The organism is Kushneria sinocarnis (genome assembly GCF_003633775.1).
In the GTDB taxonomy this organism is placed as follows: Bacteria; Pseudomonadota; Gammaproteobacteria; order Pseudomonadales; family Halomonadaceae; genus Kushneria; species Kushneria sinocarnis.
This window is the reverse complement of the sequence record NZ_RBIN01000009.1, coordinates 110,378-127,269: the sequence shown is the minus strand read 5'-3', so window position 1 is coordinate 127,269 and position 16,892 is coordinate 110,378. Positions and strand designations below refer to the sequence as shown.

14 protein-coding genes, 6 tRNA genes and 1 pseudogene are annotated in these 16,892 nt (G+C 62.9%); 8 read left to right on the top strand and 13 right to left on the bottom strand.

The features are described from left to right. Positions 1-58: 58 nt before the first annotated feature. Positions 59-1,042 (bottom strand): phosphogluconate dehydrogenase (NAD(+)-dependent, decarboxylating), encoded by a 984-nt coding sequence (gene gnd / locus C7446_RS14675; protein ID WP_121173869.1) that lies wholly within the window; start codon positions 1,040-1,042, stop codon positions 59-61. A gap of 284 nt (positions 1,043-1,326) precedes the next feature. On the opposite strand from gnd, the gene C7446_RS14670 reads away from it, so the two are divergent. The 4 genes from C7446_RS14670 (at position 1,327) to iadA (ending at position 7,399) form a co-directional block, all read left to right on the top strand. Beyond that, the gene (locus C7446_RS14670; RefSeq protein ID WP_170150104.1) at positions 1,327-2,598 is read left to right on the top strand and encodes an acyltransferase family protein; all 1,272 of its coding nucleotides are present in this window, start codon (positions 1,327-1,329) and stop codon (positions 2,596-2,598) included. A 162-nt stretch (positions 2,599-2,760) separates the two neighbouring features. Next, positions 2,761-3,609 (top strand): cyanophycinase, encoded by an 849-nt coding sequence (locus C7446_RS14665; RefSeq protein ID WP_121173867.1) that lies wholly within the window; start codon positions 2,761-2,763, stop codon positions 3,607-3,609. After that, a complete protein-coding gene (gene cphA / locus C7446_RS14660; protein ID WP_121173866.1) occupies positions 3,606-6,242 on the top strand; it encodes a cyanophycin synthetase in 2,637 nt (878 codons plus the stop codon). Before C7446_RS14665 ends, cphA begins: the two co-directional genes overlap by 4 nt. Beyond that, on the top strand, positions 6,239-7,399 hold the full coding sequence (gene iadA, locus C7446_RS14655) for a beta-aspartyl-peptidase (protein WP_121173865.1): 1,161 nt from the start codon (positions 6,239-6,241) through the stop codon (positions 7,397-7,399). Before cphA ends, iadA begins: the two co-directional genes overlap by 4 nt. Before the next feature lie 44 nt (positions 7,400-7,443). On the opposite strand, the gene C7446_RS16715 is transcribed toward iadA, so the two are convergent. From C7446_RS16715 to C7446_RS14600, 12 genes and pseudogenes are all read right to left on the bottom strand, one after another. Beyond that, on the bottom strand, positions 7,444-7,773 hold the full coding sequence (locus C7446_RS16715) for a hypothetical protein (protein WP_245977867.1): 330 nt from the start codon (positions 7,771-7,773) through the stop codon (positions 7,444-7,446). Between the two features lie 176 nt (positions 7,774-7,949). After that, positions 7,950-8,468 carry a nickel/cobalt transporter gene (locus C7446_RS16710; protein ID WP_245977866.1) on the bottom strand — a complete coding sequence of 173 codons (519 nt, stop codon included), beginning with the start codon at positions 8,466-8,468 and terminating at the stop codon, positions 7,950-7,952. Then, positions 8,453-9,058, bottom strand: a pseudogene (locus C7446_RS14645) (DUF1007 family protein). The gene C7446_RS16710 and the pseudogene C7446_RS14645 overlap by 16 nt, the downstream one beginning before the upstream one ends. A 460-nt stretch (positions 9,059-9,518) precedes the next feature. After that, positions 9,519-9,606 (bottom strand) — tRNA-Ser (locus C7446_RS14640). A gap of 79 nt (positions 9,607-9,685) precedes the next feature. Continuing rightward, entirely contained in the window at positions 9,686-10,513 is an 828-nt protein-coding gene (gene queF / locus C7446_RS14635; protein ID WP_121173864.1) for an NADPH-dependent 7-cyano-7-deazaguanine reductase QueF, read from the bottom strand. A 4-nt stretch (positions 10,514-10,517) separates the two neighbouring features. After that, on the bottom strand, positions 10,518-11,291 hold the full coding sequence (locus C7446_RS14630; RefSeq protein ID WP_121173863.1) for an ABC transporter permease: 774 nt from the start codon (positions 11,289-11,291) through the stop codon (positions 10,518-10,520). Then, positions 11,288-12,244 carry an ABC transporter ATP-binding protein gene (locus C7446_RS14625; RefSeq protein WP_121173862.1) on the bottom strand — a complete coding sequence of 319 codons (957 nt, stop codon included), beginning with the start codon at positions 12,242-12,244 and terminating at the stop codon, positions 11,288-11,290. The genes C7446_RS14630 and C7446_RS14625 overlap by 4 nt, the downstream gene beginning before the upstream one ends. Before the next feature lie 250 nt (positions 12,245-12,494). Next, positions 12,495-12,570 (bottom strand) — tRNA-Glu (locus C7446_RS14620). 4 nt (positions 12,571-12,574) lie between these two features. Further along, a tRNA-Gly gene (locus C7446_RS14615) sits at positions 12,575-12,649 on the bottom strand. A gap of 29 nt (positions 12,650-12,678) precedes the next feature. Beyond that, a tRNA-Glu gene (locus C7446_RS14610) sits at positions 12,679-12,754 on the bottom strand. A gap of 3 nt (positions 12,755-12,757) precedes the next feature. After that, a tRNA-Gly gene (locus C7446_RS14605) sits at positions 12,758-12,832 on the bottom strand. Positions 12,833-12,855: 23 nt separating this feature from the next. Continuing rightward, positions 12,856-12,931: transfer RNA gene (locus tag C7446_RS14600), tRNA-Glu, on the bottom strand. 188 nt (positions 12,932-13,119) lie between these two features. On the opposite strand from C7446_RS14600, the gene msrB reads away from it, so the two are divergent. From msrB to htpX, 4 genes are all read left to right on the top strand, one after another. After that, on the top strand, positions 13,120-13,518 hold the full coding sequence (gene msrB / locus C7446_RS14595; RefSeq protein ID WP_121173861.1) for a peptide-methionine (R)-S-oxide reductase MsrB: 399 nt from the start codon (positions 13,120-13,122) through the stop codon (positions 13,516-13,518). Positions 13,519-13,623: 105 nt separating this feature from the next. Beyond that, the gene (gene ylqF, locus C7446_RS14590; protein WP_121173860.1) at positions 13,624-14,523 is read left to right on the top strand and encodes a ribosome biogenesis GTPase YlqF; all 900 of its coding nucleotides are present in this window, start codon (positions 13,624-13,626) and stop codon (positions 14,521-14,523) included. A gap of 124 nt (positions 14,524-14,647) precedes the next feature. Continuing rightward, a complete protein-coding gene (locus tag C7446_RS14585) occupies positions 14,648-15,862 on the top strand; it encodes a pyridoxal phosphate-dependent aminotransferase (RefSeq protein WP_121173859.1) in 1,215 nt (404 codons plus the stop codon). A gap of 111 nt (positions 15,863-15,973) precedes the next feature. Continuing rightward, positions 15,974-16,879 (top strand): protease HtpX, encoded by a 906-nt coding sequence (gene htpX, locus C7446_RS14580; RefSeq protein WP_121173858.1) that lies wholly within the window; start codon positions 15,974-15,976, stop codon positions 16,877-16,879. Positions 16,880-16,892 lie beyond the last annotated feature (13 nt).

The window sequence follows — 16,892 nt, the reverse complement described above, 5'->3', positions numbered from 1 at the left end:
CCGGAGGCACGGCCTGCTCGATACACTGACGCCCGCGGCTGCAGGCGTCTGACGGACTTCAGTCGTCCGCCGAGGACTCGGCGTGACCGCCGAACTGCTTGCGCATGGCCGACAGCAGCTTCTCGCCGTAGGTGTTGTCGGTTCGCGAGCGGAATCGGGTATAGAGGGCACTGGAGAGCACATTGACCGGCACCGCTTCCTCGATGGCCGCCTCGATCGTCCAGCGGCCTTCACCGGAATCGTTGACCTGTCCGGAAAACTCGGAAAGCTCGTGATCCTCGGTCAGGGCAATGGAAGTGAGATCCAGCAGCCAGGAGGAGATGACGCTGCCACGACGCCACACCTCGGCGATATCGGCAAGATTGAGATCGTAACGCTCATCCGCGGGCAGCTCTTCCTTGTCGCGATTGCGCAGGATATCGAAGCCCTCGGCATAGGCCTGCATCATGCCGTATTCGATGCCGTTGTGGACCATCTTGACGAAGTGACCGGAACCCACCGGTCCGCAGTGCAGATAGCCGATTTCGGCACGCTGATCGAAGTTTTCACGCCCCGGCGTCTCGTCGATGTTGCCGCGCCCCGGCGCCAGGGTATGGAAGATGGGATCAAGACCATCCACCACCGACTGCTCACCCCCGATCATCAGGCAGTAGCCGCGCTCGCGACCCCAGACACCGCCGGAAACACCGACATCCACATAGTGCAGCCCCGACTCGCGCAGCGTACGGGCACGGCGCACGTCATCCTTGAAGTAGGCATTGCCCCCTTCGATCACGGTGTCGCCCTGCGCCAGCAGGCTGGTCAGGCGATCGATGGTGCCTTCGGTGATCTCGCCGGCCGGCAGCATCAGCCAGATGGCACGAGGCGCGGGCAGCCGCTCGACCAGTGCTTCGAGCGAATCACACCCTTCGGCGCCATCGGCCGCAACCGCCCTGACGGCATCCGGGTTGGCATCGAAAACGACACATTCATGATCGGCATCCATGAGCCGGCGCGCAATGTTGCCACCCATGCGGCCGAGACCGACGATTCCCAGTTTCACTGACTACTCCTTGCCCGAGCGAGGGCCCCCTGGATGAATTGGGACAAAATGTTCGGAAAGTTTAACAAAAACGTTCGTATCACGCCCTACCCGGTTGGCGCAGATTGAGAACACCGAAGGCGGCCGGATTACTGCCTGGCTGCGTCTTAAGATCAGCAGGGCGAAGGACGCTGCGGCACAGTTTCGTCTGCAGATGCGGGCAGCCGCCCGTTAGGCTGTTCATCATGACGTCGATCAACAGATCCTTTCCTCTGTAACCCCCGTGCCCCGGAGGCATGTACCGCATGATGCGTGAGAAATTCGTGGCACTGGACTGGCTGCGTTTTGCACTGGCCATGTATCTGGTGCTCTTTCATACCCTGAAGGATGCCTATCCCCCGATCCGGGAGCTACCGGTGCTGCACAGTCTGCTCAGCATCGGCTTCTTCTCGACCAGCACCTTCTTTGTCCTGTCGGGATTCCTGCTTACCCATGTCTATCTGCGCAGGCCGGACAATGACGGGGCAGCCCGTCTGGGCACCGGCAAGGGGGTCTTCTGGATCAAGCGCTTTGCCTCGCTCTACCCGATTCACATCTTTGCCCTGCTGATTGCCCTGCCGCTGATGATGTCCAATTCGGCCAGCACGGGAGACATCATGGTGGCCCCCAACACCAATGTCTGGGGTCCGGATGAACTGGATCATGCCGAGCGCCCGCTGGGCGCGTCGGGCATGCTGACCAATCTGGGACTGCATCTGACCCTGACCCATGCCTGGAATCCGATCTATACGGCGTTCAACTCCCCGAGCTGGTCACTCTCGGCGCTGATGTTCTTCTACCTGGTCTTCCCCTTTGCCGCACCGCTGATCGGCCGCAACCGACGGCCGACCCTGCTGCTGGCCGCCCTGCTGGGGGTCTACCTGATTCCGGCACTGATCGTGTTCTTCGGCTTCAGCAATTCGGTGATCGGCCACGGACTGCTTCATCGCAATCCGCTGATCAGGCTGCCGGAGTTCCTTGCCGGCATGACCCTGCATCGCCTCTGGGTGCTGCATCGCACCACCCTGCAGGCGTGGATGCGCTCCGGGTGGCTGCCGGCAGCGCTACTGCTGATTGCCGGCAGTTTCTCGCTCGCTGCCTGGGCACACCTGTCGGTACGCGGCCCCTGGTACTATCTCTTCCACAATGGCCTGCTGCTACCCTCCCAGCTGGTGCTGGTACTCCTGTGCGCCCTCTATCAACCCGATCCGGAGTCACGCCTGGCGAAGCTCGGACAGCGTCTCGGAGTGGCATCACTGTCGATCTTCGCCCTGCACATTCCGCTCAACCTGATCGCCTCGCGTGCCGAAAAGCTGCTGATGAGCGCCATCGAGATAGTGACCAGCGAGGCCTCCTGGTCAATGCTGATTCCGCTGGCCAGCGACACCCATCGCAGCCTGTGGCTCTATCCCGTCTTCCTGTTCGTGGTCGTGGCGGGCAGCGTGCTGTTCCAGGAACAGCTGGTGAACCGGACCCGACAGTGGATCATCCGGCACTCGGTGGACAGGCAACGATTCCGGCATCCCGTCAGTCGCTGACCAGTTGCTGGCGCCTCCTGCGCACGGTGCCTGGCCAGGAGGTGAGCCGGCTGTTATAAGTAGTTCAGGATGTTTTGCCAATGGCTTCGGATGGCTCGAGCCTTCACCGCGGGAACAGGCACCGTGTTCCCCCCGAAAGCGTTGCTTGGCAACGACAGGAGCATGGCGCCTCAATCCCCCACCGCTGCCGGGCCGCTCGTGGCCATCGGCGGCGCCGAGGACAGGACCTCCGATCTCGAAATCCTGAAACAGGTGTTCAGCCTGAGTCAGCCCGACAGCCGCGAAGTGGCGGTCATTGCAACCGCCAGCGGCATCCCCGAACAGATACTGCCGATCTATGCCACGGCCTTTGGCCGGCTGGGTGCTTCCCGGGTGCACGCCCTGGCCATACAGAGCCGTGAGCAGGCGGCCGACGCCCGAAACGTGACGCTGATCCGGCAGAGCGGCGTCATCTTCTTTACCGGCGGCGATCAGCTGCGTCTGACCAGCATACTGGGCGGCTCGCCCGTGCTGGAGGCTGTGCGCACGCGTCTTGCGACCGGCGCGGTAGTGGCCGGCACCAGTGCCGGCGCGGCGGCCATGCCCGGCACCATGATCTACAACGGATGCGCGACGGACGCCCTGCGCAAGGGGGGCGTCAACATGACCTTCGGCCTCGGTCTCGTGGCGGGACTCGTCATCGACAGTCACTTTCTCGCCCGGGGGCGCTTTACCCGCCTGATGGAAGTGGGTGCTTCCAATCCGGAGCAGCTGGGGGTCGGGATCGGCGAGGATGCCGGGGTCATCATTCATCCGAATCGGGTACTCGAAGCCATCGGACCGGGCCATGTCGTACTCATCGACAGCCGGGAACTGGCTCACACCAACATCGCCGAGCTGTCGATGGGAGAAGCGGTATCCATCGAGCACATGATCCTGCATGCGCTGGTCAGCGGTCATGGCTTCGATATCGATGCCCGACGCTATCTCGACGCCGACGCACTCGCCACCTGTCTGGCGGAGGCTCCATGAACATTCTCGCCCATCGGGCCCTGCGCGGGCCGAACTATTACAGCCGTTATCCGGCCATCTTCATGCGGCTGGATATCGGGGAGCTCGAACACCGGCCCAGCGACAGCGTGCCGGGTATTGTCGAACGGATTACCGAGCTGTTGCCGACCCTACAGGAGCATCGTTGTTCGGTAGGGCAACCGGGTGGGTTTCTGGAACGGCTCGGCCGCGGCACCTGGGCCGGACATGTCGTCGAGCACGTCGCCATCGAACTGCAGAACCTGATCGGCTTCTCGGTCGGCTATGGCAAGACGGTGGACTCCTATGACCCCGGCATCTACAACGTGGTCTACCGCTATCGCGACGAGGCCTGTGGACTGGCCGCCGGAGAGGAGGCCGTCGAGCTTGTCGACCGGCTGTTCAACGGTGGTGATATCGACCTGCCGGCCATCATTGCTCGCCTCAAGGCCATACGCGAAGAGCACATGCTCGGCCCCTCCACGGCCTCGATCGTCGACGCCGCCCGGGCGCGCAATATTCCCTGGCAGCGGCTGAGCGAGAACACCAGCTACATTCAGCTGGGTCACGGCTACCGTCAGCAGCGCATTCAGGCAACGGTCACGGGCCGCACCGATCTGCTCGGCTACAGCATTGCCGATGACAAGGAGTGGACCAAACAGATCCTCGGCGACGCCGGTATCCCGGTACCTCACGGTCAGGTCTGTGACTCGCTGGAATCAGCGCTGGAAGCAGCAGTCCGAATCGGTTATCCGGTCGCACTCAAGCCGCTGGTCGGCAACCACGGCCGCGGTGTCAGCACGGATATCCGCGATGAAGCCGCCCTGCGCGACGCCTTCGCCATTGCCACCCGTCAGCATGAATCGATCATTGTCGAGCAGTACATCCGGGGCGAGGATCATCGTCTGCTGGTCATCGACGGCAAGCTGGTAGCTGCCGCCCGACGACGGCCGGCTCATGTCATCGGCGATGGCCACACCACCCTGCAAGCATTGCTGGAGCGGGAAAACCGGGATCCACGGCGCGGCATCGGCCATGAGAACCTGCTCACGCAGATCCACTTCGATGAACAGTCCCGGCGCCTGCTCGACCAGCAGGGCCTGACCCTGCAGAGCATCATCGCCGAGAACACGCCGGTCTTTCTGAAATCCACTGCCAACCTGAGCACCGGTGGCACGGCCACGGACGTCACCGATGATGTCCACCCCGAGGTGCGTTACGCGGCGGAACGCATCGCCCGCCTGATCGGCCTCGATATCATCGGCATCGACCTGCTGGCCGAAACCCTGACCCGTCCGCTGGAAGAGCAATCCGCCGCCGTGGTCGAGGTCAACGCCGGTCCCGGCTTTCGCATGCACCTCTCCCCCACACACGGCGAGGGACGCAATGTCGGCCATCACGTGATCGAGATGCTGTTTCCCGACAGCGAGGACAACGCCCGCATCCCGATCGTCGCGGTCACCGGTACCAACGGCAAGACCACCACGGTGCGCCTGCTTGCACATCTGCTGCGCCAGGCCGGCCGCAATGTCGGCATGGCCTGCACCGGCGCCATCGAGATCGACAATCACGTGATCATGCGCGGCGATTACAGCGGTCCGCAGGCGGCCACCATCGTGCTGCGTGAACCCACGGTCGAGTGCGCCGTGCTCGAGGTCGCCCGGGGCGGCATCATGCGCCGCGGGCTCGGCTTCGACGAGTGTGACGTCGGTGTCATGCTCAACATCGCCAGCGATCATCTCAACGAACATGACATTCATACCCTGGATGAACTGGCACGCTGCAAGAGCGTGGTGGTCGATGCCGTGCGCGAAGGGGGCAGCGCCGTGCTCAACGCCGATGATCCGCGGGTACTGGCCAGCCGGGAGTGGTCACGCGGGGAAGTCATCTTCTTTACCCTCGATCCGGCATCGGCGCCGGTCCGGGAGCATGTCGAACGGCACGGCGTGGCCTTTACCGTGCATGAGGAGCGCATAGTGATGCGTCAGGGGCGGGTTGAAGCGGAGATCATCCCGGTCATGAACGTCCCCCTGGCCTTCGAAGGCCATGCCCGCTTCAACGTTGCCAACGCCCTGGCGGCCAGTGCAGCCGCCCATGCGCTGGGCCTGAGCATTGCCGATATCCAGATGGGCCTGCAGACCTTCCATCCGACCCCGGGCCAGAACCCCGGGCGGACCAATCTGGTCGACGCCGACGGCATGAAGGTGCTGATCGATTATGGCCACAACGTCCCGGCACTCCTGGCACTGGGTGAGCTCATCGACCGCATCCCGGCCCGGCGGCGCATCGGCGTGGCCAGCGCGCCCGGCAACCGCCGCGACGAGGACCTCTTCGAACTGGGCGCGCAGCTGGCCCGCATGCACGATGTCGTCTTCCTTTACGAAACCGACGCCCGAGGGCGGCCCACGGGCGAAACCGTTGCCCTGCTGCTTGATGGCGCCCGCTCGGTCGCGGGCAGTTGTCGCATCGAGGTGGTCATGGATGAGAACGATGCCGTTGACCGGGCCTTCGAGGCAGGCGGCGAGGGTGACCTGCTGGTCCTGCTGATCGATGATATCGACAGTGCCATCGAACGCCTCCGGGGGCGCCGGTTTAACGCCCCCCCGTCGGAGGATCCGGCAGGTACCCGGCCATGACAGGCCATGATGAGCACCGTTCCCTGCTGACATTACTACAGGTCGGGTGCATCCAGGCGCCGGAAACGCTCGAGGCCAGCGAGATTCTGGTGGCGGATGGACGCATTGCCGCCCTGGGTCAGAACCTCGACATACCACGGAGCTGGCCCGTCCGGCGGGTCGAGGCGCGCGAACTGATCGCGGTACCGGCCTTCATTGATCAGCATGTCCATGTCACGGGCGGCGGCGGTGAAGGGGGCTGTGGCAGTCGCTGCCCGCCCATCACGGCCGGCGAGATTACCGCCATGGGCATCGGCACCGTGGTGGGCGTGCTGGGCACTGACAGTATCAGCCGCACGCCGGCGGATCTGCTGGCCGCGGTCCGCGGGCTGCGAGAGGCCGGCATTGCCGCCTACATGTATACCGGCGCCTATCGCGTGCCCCCCCCGACCCTGACCGGCGACATTCAGCGCGACCTGGCCTGGATTCCCGAAGTGCTCGGGCTGGGCGAAATTGCCATTTCCGATCATCGCTCGAGCCAGCCCCGCCCGGACGAGCTCGCACGACTGGTCAGCGAAGCGCGCATCGGCGCCATGCTGGCCGGCAAGCGCGGCATCTGTCATTTCCATCTGGGTGATGGCAGACGCGGCCTGGCGCCACTGCGGCGACTGCTGAGCGACACCGAGATCCCTGCCGAGCAGATCATTCCCACTCATGTAAATCGAAATCCGACCCTGCTCGAGCAAGCCGCGGACTACGCCCTCGCCCATGAAGCCGCCATCGACGTTACCGCCTTCGACGAACCCGGCGAGGGGCTCTCTGCCTTCGCTGCGGTAGTACGCCTGCTCGAACGGGGCGTACCCGTCGAGCGCATCACCCTGAGTTCCGATTGCAACGGCAGCCTGCCCGAGTTCGATCAGCAGGGGAACTATAGCGGTATGCGGGTGGCACGTAACACCGCCCTGATCAGCGACTGGCAGCGTCTTGTGCACGAGCGTGTACTGCCACTGGAGAGCGCGCTGGAGCTGATCTCCGGCAATGTCGCGCGGGTGCTCGGGCTACATCACTGCAAGGGGCGCCTGGCCGTCGGCTTCGATGCCGATATCACCCTGCTGGATGAAAACCTGCAACCGCGGCAGACATTTGTCGCCGGACGACGCCTTCATGGCGGCGAATAGCAATCCCCAATGGCGTCACGGAGCTTTGGCCCGACATCTGACCACTACAGAGGCCCATGCATCATGGGCGGCGGTGCTGCTGTCCCGGCAAGGGCTATCAGTGCCAGTCCCAGCGCCATGATCAGCAAGCCACCACACAGCGCCAGCCCATGAGTCAGTAGCGACTGCCAGCCGGGTGTAGAGCGCCCGGCAATACGCTGCATTCGTTCTCGCATCAGCACTGTCAGCGCAGCCAGACAGGAGGTCGTCAGTGCAGTGCCGACCGACATGGCCAGCACTTCCCCCACGCCAAGCCACCACTGCCCCAGCATGGCAGAAACGCCGAGCAGCATGATGGCACCACTGCAGCAGGCCGATGGCCAGAACAGCGCCAAGACTTTCGCGCCAGCCACCGCTTATCCTTTCAGGATCGACATGATGCGCTCGACCACAGCCGCAGCCGCCATGCGGGTGTGTCGGCGCAGTACCGAAGCGGCCATCCACCGGCACAAGGGCATGCATCGTGCCGAGCGGCGCCGAAGACATCGGTGCCCCGGCTGCGGATGCTGCCTCACACCGGCGCAGTTGCCACAGTCGACGGCCGGCGCGCAGCGTCAGCCACCCCCCCCAGCGCCACCACCAGGGCAAAGCTGATGCGTTCGATGATTGCACTACTCGCCATGCTTTCCCGGGTCAGCATTCCGAGCCCCAGCGTCAGACTCCCGACCAGGGCAACCGCAACCACACCCTGCATCAGGGCTGCCGCTGCCGTGAGTCGCAGACCACGACCCAGTGCTGCACGATGGGTCAACAGATAAGTTGAAATCACGGCCTTGCCATGGCCCGGTCCCACGGCGTGGAAGATGCCATAGCCCAGACTTAACCCCAGCAGCCAGAGAGCATGCGACAGTGATGCCTCACCCGAAAATCGCGTCAGAGCCATGGTCAGCCCACGCTGCAGGTAACGCTGCCAATCCAGCAGCACGAGCAGCAGATGCGTGAAAAACGCCTCACCTGTCGGCGATAAAGCCAGTCCGATCAGGATCAGCACCACCATCAGAACGGATACCAGCCTTACGGGACGCGACATTCAAGCACTCCGGTATCGGCAAAATAGCGACCAAGACCGGCAGGGGCGTTTCCGGTCATATCGATGGCGGAAGCCGCAGCCACCTTCTTCGGATCAGGATCGGCGTGCTGAACCGATGTGCTGCATCCCTTCGGTGCGTCTACCAGGGTCAGTGGCGATTCAGTCTTGTCATCGTAGAGAAACTCGATGAAGTAAGTATCGTCGTAGATCTGCCAGCGCAGGGAGTTCCCGGCAGGCGCTTGCGGTCTGGCCAGCGGCAGAATGAAAAAGAATTCCACCCGTTGATCGCTCATCATGGTGGTGTAATCCGTTACCTAGCCGAGCTCGAGCTCCTTCTCTCCCCGATATACGTGCGTGAGATAGTGTTCTCTTGCCAAATTGGTCACGATCTCATGGCCCAGCGTATCCAGCCGCTGCTGCATGGACCCCCCATCCTTTACCCGGGCGAGCTCTTCGGTCAGTGTCAGGCTATAGAAGGGATCCATCTTCCAGTGTTGCTCCAGTGCCGTCATTCGACCCTGGTCGTCGAACAGCACACGCACCGTATAATCCACCCAGCCATGCGGATGGGCAGACGCCAGTGGCGCCATCATCAGCATGCCCAGTGCCAACAAGCCGATCGCAACATGTCGGATACCCTTATCTCGAATACCCTTTGCCGGAACACCATACGATCGCCGTAACCCCCTGCCCTTCCACACGACTCGAGACACCTCATGACGCTGACCGAGAAAGGACATGGCTGCCATGTGTATCCCTTGCACAGCCACGCATGTCTGGCGGGAAGCGCACCGCCCCTTCCAGCTCGTCGGTAGTTTGCCCGGAGCAGACAAGGGATGGAAGCAGGCACTGAAATGAAAAAAACCGACTATTGAAGCCGGTCGTTACAGGTCGCCGCGCAACGGGGGGGAATGACGAGCCCGTCCTGTTGGCCCCTGAACAACGCCAGGACGTTCCGAAGCGAATCTGCTTCTTCCGCTGGCGTGTATTCGGACATGAAAGATTCGGGCATTAAAAAACCGGCCATGAGGCCGGTTTTCTGCAATTCGGTGGCGGAGAGGGAGGGATTCGAACCCTCGAAGCCTTTCGACTTACACACTTTCCAGGCGTGCTCCTTCGACCACTCGGACACCTCTCCGCATTGTGGTTTCAAGGGGCGCCCCCTCGAAACGGCGCACAGTCTGTCATGAGCTGGCCCGGATTGCAACCATCCGGTATTACTGGCGCGTCAGGCGCAGCGTCTCCGGGGGCTGCTCGCCGGGCGTGGCCCGCCACGGATTGATATCCAGCCCGCCACGACGGACATAGCGCGCCATCACCAGCAGTCGCTCGGGGTTGGCCTCGCGCATGATATCGGTAAACATCCGCTCCACGCAGTGCTCGTGAAAATCCTGATGGTTGCGAAAGGAAACAATGTAGGCCAGCAGGCCATGGTGATCGAGTACCGGGCCCCGATAGCGGATCAGCACACTCCCCCAGTCGGGCTGCCCCGTGACCGGGCAGTTGGACTTGAGCAGATGCGAGTGCAGCGTCTCCTCGACCACCTCGTCACCGGTAATCAGAAAGGATGGCTCCGGCGTGAAGGTATCGATCTCGATATCCAGCTCGTCGAGGCATCTGCCGGGCAGCCGGGCCGGCGCCAGGGCCGCGTCATCGACCCCGAACAGGGTGACCTCCACCTCGGCGCCGGTGGCTTCGGTAAGATCCCGCTTGAGAGTGCGGCGCACCTCGACCGACGAGGCAAAGCGCTGCTGATTGAAGCTGTTGAGATAGAGCTTCCAGGATTTCGACTCGATCAGCCGCGGCGACTCCGCCGGCACCCGGAAGCGGGCAATCGCCACCACCGGCTTGCCGCGCGGCTCAAGCCAGGAGAGCTCGAACGCCTGCCACTCGTCCTCGCCCTCGAAGGGCAGCTCATCCTCGTCGATGTCCAGCGCTTCGCGTGTGGTGGCGCGGTCGATGGCATACAGCAGCGCCGCATCATAGTGATCCGGATAGGCTGATGCCTGCCCCAGCGGGGCACCGTCGAGGAGTTCGTCACTCATGTGGTCAGCTCCGCAGCCCCTTGCCTCGCTCCAGAAGTTTCAGCCCGACGACGAAGAACACCACAATGAATGCCGCAATGGCCGAAACCGCCCAGCCGACATCGATATCGGAAATGCCCAGGATACCGTATCGGAACGTATTGACCATATACAGGATCGGATTGATCAGCGAAACCCCCTGCCAGAAATCGGGCAGCGTATGAATCGAGTAGAACACCCCGCCCAGATAGGTCAGCGGCGTCAGCACGAAGATCGGCACGATCGAGATGTCATCGAACTTGTTGGCCAGCAGCGCATTGATGAAACCGCCGACCGAAAACAGCAGCGCGGTCATGATCACCACCACGGCCGTCAGCAGCGGATGCACCATGTGCAGATCGGTGAACAGCAGCGACACGATGGTCACGATGATGCCCACGCACAGGCCACGGGCAGCCCCGCCCACGACATAGCCCGACAGGATCAGCCAGTTGGGCATCGGCGAGATGATCAGTTCCTCGACACTGCGCTGAAACTTGTTGCCGAAAAAGGAAGACGCCACGTTGGAGTAGCTGTTGGTAATGACCGACATCATGATCAGTCCGGGGACGATGTAGCTCATGTAATCGACCCCATCCATCTGCCCGACCCGCGAGCCGATCAGATTGCCGAAAATGATGAAATACATCGTCATGGTGATCGATGGCGGCAGCAGGGTCTGCGGCCAGATACGCATGAAGCGGCGGATCTCGCGCACGATGATCGTCCACAGGGCGATGGCCAGCTGGCGCATGCTCATGACCGGATCTCCCCGCCCTGCGGCGCCGAGCCGCTGCTCTGCTCTACCAGACTCACGAACAACTCCTCCAGACGGTTGGCGCGGTTGCGCATGGACACCACATCCACGCCCTGCTCCCCCAGCTGATGGAAGGCATCATTGAGTCGCTGCCCCTTCTCGATCGACAGCATCAGCTGGGAAGCATCGACCTGCTCTACCTCGAAGCCGGCAAGACTGGGGGTGGCCTCGATCGGCCGGGCCAGGTCGAGCAGGAAGGTTTCCCGGGTCAGCTGGGTCAGCAGGTCACGCATGGAGGTGTTCTCGACAATCTCGCCGTGATTGATGATGGCGATGTTGCGACAGAGGTTCTCGGCTTCCTCGAGATAGTGCGTGGTCAGGATGATCGAGGTGCCCTCTTCGGCGTTGATGCGCCGCATGTAGGACCACATGCTGCGCCGCAGCTCGATATCCACGCCAGCGGTCGGCTCGTCCAGGATCAGCAGCCGCGGTCGGTGAATCAGCGCCCGGGCGATCATCAGGCGACGCTTCATGCCGCCGGAGAGCATGCGGGCAGTGGCATGGCGCTTCTCCCACAGCCCGAGATCCTCGAGCAGCTGCCGGCAGCGGTCCCGGCACTCGCGCATCGACAGGCCGTAGTAGCCGGCCTGGGTCAAAACGATATCCTCGACCTTCTCGAACTGGTTGAAATTGAACTCCTGGGGAACCACGCCCAGCTGATACTTGGCCCGGGAGAAATCCCGATCGATATCGATGCCGTGAATCTTTACCTCACCGGCCGTCTTGCGTACCAGCGAGCTGACCACGCCCAGGGTCGTCGACTTGCCCGCACCGTTGGGGCCCAGCAGGGCAAAGAAGTCGCCCTGGGGCACTTCCAGATCAATCCCCTTCAATGCATGAAAGCCATTGTCGTAGACCTTGGTCAGGCCACGAATGGACAGGGCAGGTTCTGCCATGAAGAACTCCAGTCTCGACGAGCATCACCGGTTCGAGACGCTCGATTGCAGGCTGTCGCCACGATCATCGCGATCACGTCCGGATCGGCGTCGATCATGCGGGGGCAGTAGTCTAGCACGTCGCGATGAACGTGATGACGCGGCACGTGAAATTCGTTAGCAGACCATCGACGTGGTCACTCATCGAACGAGCACTGCAGCACTGACCGGCCATCTGCAGCGTCGGAAAATCCGGCGAGAAGAAAGGAAATGGCGTCCCGTAGGGGGTTCGAACCCCTGTTACCGCCGTGAAAGGGCGGGGTCCTGGACCACTAGACGAACGGGACGCATTGGAGCGGGAAACGAGATTCGAACTCGCGACCCTCGCCTTGGCAAGGCGATGCTCTACCACTGAGCTATTCCCGCGATCCACGTGACGAGCACGAGATCGAAGATGGCGTCCCGTAGGGGGTTCGAACCCCTGTTACCGCCGTGAAAGGGCGGGGTCCTGGACCACTAGACGAACGGGACGCATGGAGCGGGAAACGAGATTCGAACTCGCGACCCTCGCCTTGGCAAGGCGATGCTCTACCACTGAGCTATTCCCGCATGCGACTTCGAAGTGCGATGGTTGGCGTCCCGTAGGGGGTTCGAACCCCTGTTACCGCCGTGAAAGGGCGGGGTCCTGGACCACTAGACGAACGGGACGTGTGGCCTTCGCCTCATCGAAGTGGCGCGAATATTACCCGCCTGCTCCCGGGGTGTCAACCCGAAGGTGCCCCTTCCAATCATCCGGTGTTGTCCCCATTGTGACAGGGACGACATCAACGGCGCCGTTGCAGCGCTGCACACAGGCAGTGAGCGATGCAATGGCCGTCATCCTGCAGGAGGCTTGCATGGACAAGGTTACCCGTACCGATGCCGAGTGGCGTGAGCAGCTGACCGATGAACAGTACCGGGTCACACGCCAGGCCGGCACCGAACGCCCCTTTACCGGTGACTATCAGGTCGAGCCGGTACAGGGCATCTACCACTGCATCTGCTGTGGCGCCCCGCTGTTCGAAAACGAGCACAAGTTCGAGGCTCACTGTGGCTGGCCGAGCTTCGATCGCCCGCTGGCCGATGCCGCCATCGAGGAGCACGAGGACACCAGCATGGGGATGCGACGCATCGAGGTCACCTGCCGCCGCTGCGACGCCCATCTGGGGCATGTCTTCCCCGATGGGCCGCGTGACACGACCGGCATGCGCTACTGCATCAATTCGGTGGCGCTGACCTTTCACCAGGGCGAGTGATTCCGGCAGGCCCTGCTGATAACCTCTGCGCCGGGCGGGCCATGATCGTCCCGCCCCCTGTACGGCTTCCCACCGCCGAAAGCCCCTTCAAACGGAGACGCTGCCATGCTCGGCTGGTACCCCGGTCACATGCACAAGGCCCGCCGTCAGATCAATGAGACGCTACCGGAGATCGATGTCGTCATCGAGGTGCTCGATGCCCGACTCCCCTACTCCAGCAGCAATCCCATGCTGGCGGAACTGGTACGCCACAAGCCGACCCTCAAGATCCTTACCCGGGCCGATCTGGCCGATCCGGCACAGACCCGCGTGTGGACCGAGCACTTCAATGCACGGGGGGATACCCGGGCGCTTGCCGTGGTCACCACCGAGGGCAGGCAGCTCAAGCGCATTGCCGGACTGTGCCGCGAACTGGCCGGCCATGTGCGCACCGACCGGGACGTCCGGGTAATGGTGATGGGCATTCCCAATGTCGGCAAATCGACCCTGATCAATGGTCTGGCCGGTCGGGTAATTGCGAAGGTCGGCAACGAGCCGGCCGTCACCAAGCGTCAGCAGAAGATCCGTATTGCCGGCGGCGTGGCCCTGACCGACACCCCCGGTGTCCTGTGGCCGCGCATCGAGGACCAGGCCAGCGCCTACCGGCTCGCCGCCAGCGGGGCGATTCGCGATACGGCGCTGGAGTACACCGATGTTGCCACCACCATTGCCCTGGAACTGAAGTCGCGTTACCCACAGGCCCTGAAACAGCGCTATCGGCTGGAAACCCTCGGCGCCACCGGCGAAGAGATCGTGACCGCCATCGCCGCCAAACGCGGCGGTCTGCGCAGCGGCGGCGAAGTCGATCTGCATCGTGGCGCCGAGGTCCTGCTGATGGATCTGCGCGGCGGCAAGCTCGGCCGTCTGACGCTGGAGACGCCCGATGACATCGTGCCACCCGAAGTGCTTGCCGAACGCCGGGCAGCCGAGCAGCACGGCAGTACCGACGAGCGTTCCGACGCCTGATCGCCCACGCCGGTTTGCCTCTTGCCAACAGCGCGGTATTCTTGATCATTCGCCCGGCGGCGCTGGCGTCGACAGCCGCCTGCGGCCATGATCGCTCTCAACCCCGCGCTGGATAACCGAACGCATGACCTCACCGATTCACAAGTCCCGCAAGCTCGACCACGTTTGCTACGACATCCGCGGTCCGGTACTCGAACACGCCAAGCGGCTCGAGGAGGAAGGCCACCGGCTGCTCAAGCTGAACATCGGCAACCCTGCGCCCTTCGGTTTCGAGGCGCCCGAGGAGATCCTCCAGGACGTGATGCGCAACCTGCCGACCGCCCAGGGCTACTGCGACTCCAAGGGGCTCTATTCGGCGCGCAAGGCGATCATGCAGGAATGCCAGCGCAAGGATATCCCCGGTGTCGGCATCGAGGACATCTATGTCGGCAACGGCGTCTCCGAACTGATCGTGATGGCAATGCAGGCCCTGCTCGATGACGGCGACGAGGTCCTGATCCCCGCCCCCGACTATCCGCTGTGGACGGCAGCCACCAACCTGTCAGGTGGCCGGCCGGTGCACTACCTGTGCGACGAGCACAACGAGTGGATGCCCGACATCGAGGACATGCGCTCGAAGATTACCGCCCACACCCGGGCACTGGTGATCATCAACCCCAACAACCCCACCGGTGCGGTCTACTCCGCCGAAGCCGTGCGCCAGATGCTCGAACTGGCACGCGAACACAACCTGATCGTGTTCAGCGACGAGATCTACGACAAGATCCTCTACGACGGGACCGAGCATGTCTCGACCGCCGCGCTGGCCGATGACCTGCTGATCCTCACCCTCAACGGCCTGTCGAAGAGCTATCGCTGCGCCGGCTTTCGTTCCGGCTGGATGATCCTCTCCGGCGAGCGGCGTCACGCCCGCGATTTCATTCAGGGCCTCGACATGCTGGCGTCGATGCGCCTGTGCGCCAATGTCCCGGCCCAGCACGCCATCCAGACGGCGCTGGGCGGTTACCAGTCGATCAACGACCTGGTACTGCCCGGCGGGCGGCTGCTGGCCCAGCGGGACGCCGCCTGGCAGAAGCTCAACGCCATCCCCGGGGTGAGCTGCGTCAAGCCGAAGGGGGCACTCTACATGTTCCCCCGGCTGGACCCCGAGATGTACGATATCCGGGACGATCAGCAGCTGGTGCTGGATCTGCTGCTCGAGGAGAAGATCCTGATGGTCCAGGGCACCGCCTTCAACTGGCCGGACCCGAACCATCTGCGCATCGTCACCCTGCCCTGGGTGGATCAGCTCGAGGATGCCATCGACCGCCTCGGACGTTTTCTCGCACGCCGCCGGTAATCCCCTAAACCATCCTTAACGGATGATTGAAACGAAACGGCTCAGGACTTATCTAAGGCGTGAAACGCGACTCGTATCGCGACTTACCAAGCCCTATCGGAGATCCATCACATGATGAGGATTGTCCTTTTCCTGGTCACCAACCTGGCCGTTGTGCTGGTCGCCAGCGTGACCCTGCGCATTCTGGGCGTGGACAGCTATCTCGATGGCGCCGGCGGCCTGAACCTCAACAGCCTGCTGATCTTCTGTTTCATCTTCGGCATGGCGGGTTCCCTGATCTCGCTGCTGCTGTCCAAGAAGATGGCCAAAATGAGTACCCGGGCACGCATCATCGAGCAGCCCGGCAACTCGACCGAACAGTGGCTGATCAGCACCGTGGGTGAGCTCTCCCGCGATGCCGGTATCGACATGCCCGAAGTGGGCGTCTTTCCGGCCCGTCAGGCCAATGCCTTTGCCACCGGCTGGAACAAGAACGCCGCGCTGGTGTGTGTCTCCGAGGGGCTGCTCGAGCAGATGCGCCCCGAGGAAGTGCGCGCCGTGCTGGGTCACGAGATCGGTCACGTGGCCAATGGCGACATGGTGACCCTGGCGCTGATCCAGGGGGTGGTGAACGCCTTTGTGATGTTCTTCGCCCGCATTGCCGCCATGGTTCTCGACAACTTCCTGCGCAGTGACGAGGAAGGCGGCGGCCTGGGCTTCTTCGGTTACATCGCCGTGGTGTTCGCGTTCGAGATGGTCTTCGGCATCGCCGCCTCGGTGATCGTCGCCTGGTTCTCGCGCTGGCGCGAATATCGTGCCGACGCGGCCGGCGCCCGGCTGGCCGGCAGTGGTGCCATGATCAATGCCCTGAACCGTCTCAAGGCGCAGAAGGACATGCAGGACGAAATGCCGGGCTCGATGACCGCGTTCGCGATCACCACCGGCCAGACCCGGCAGTTCATGGAGAAGCTGTTTGCCAGTCATCCGCCGCTGGATGATCGCATCCGGGCCCTCAAGGAAGCGGCCTACCGCCAGTAAGCCGGCACTATCC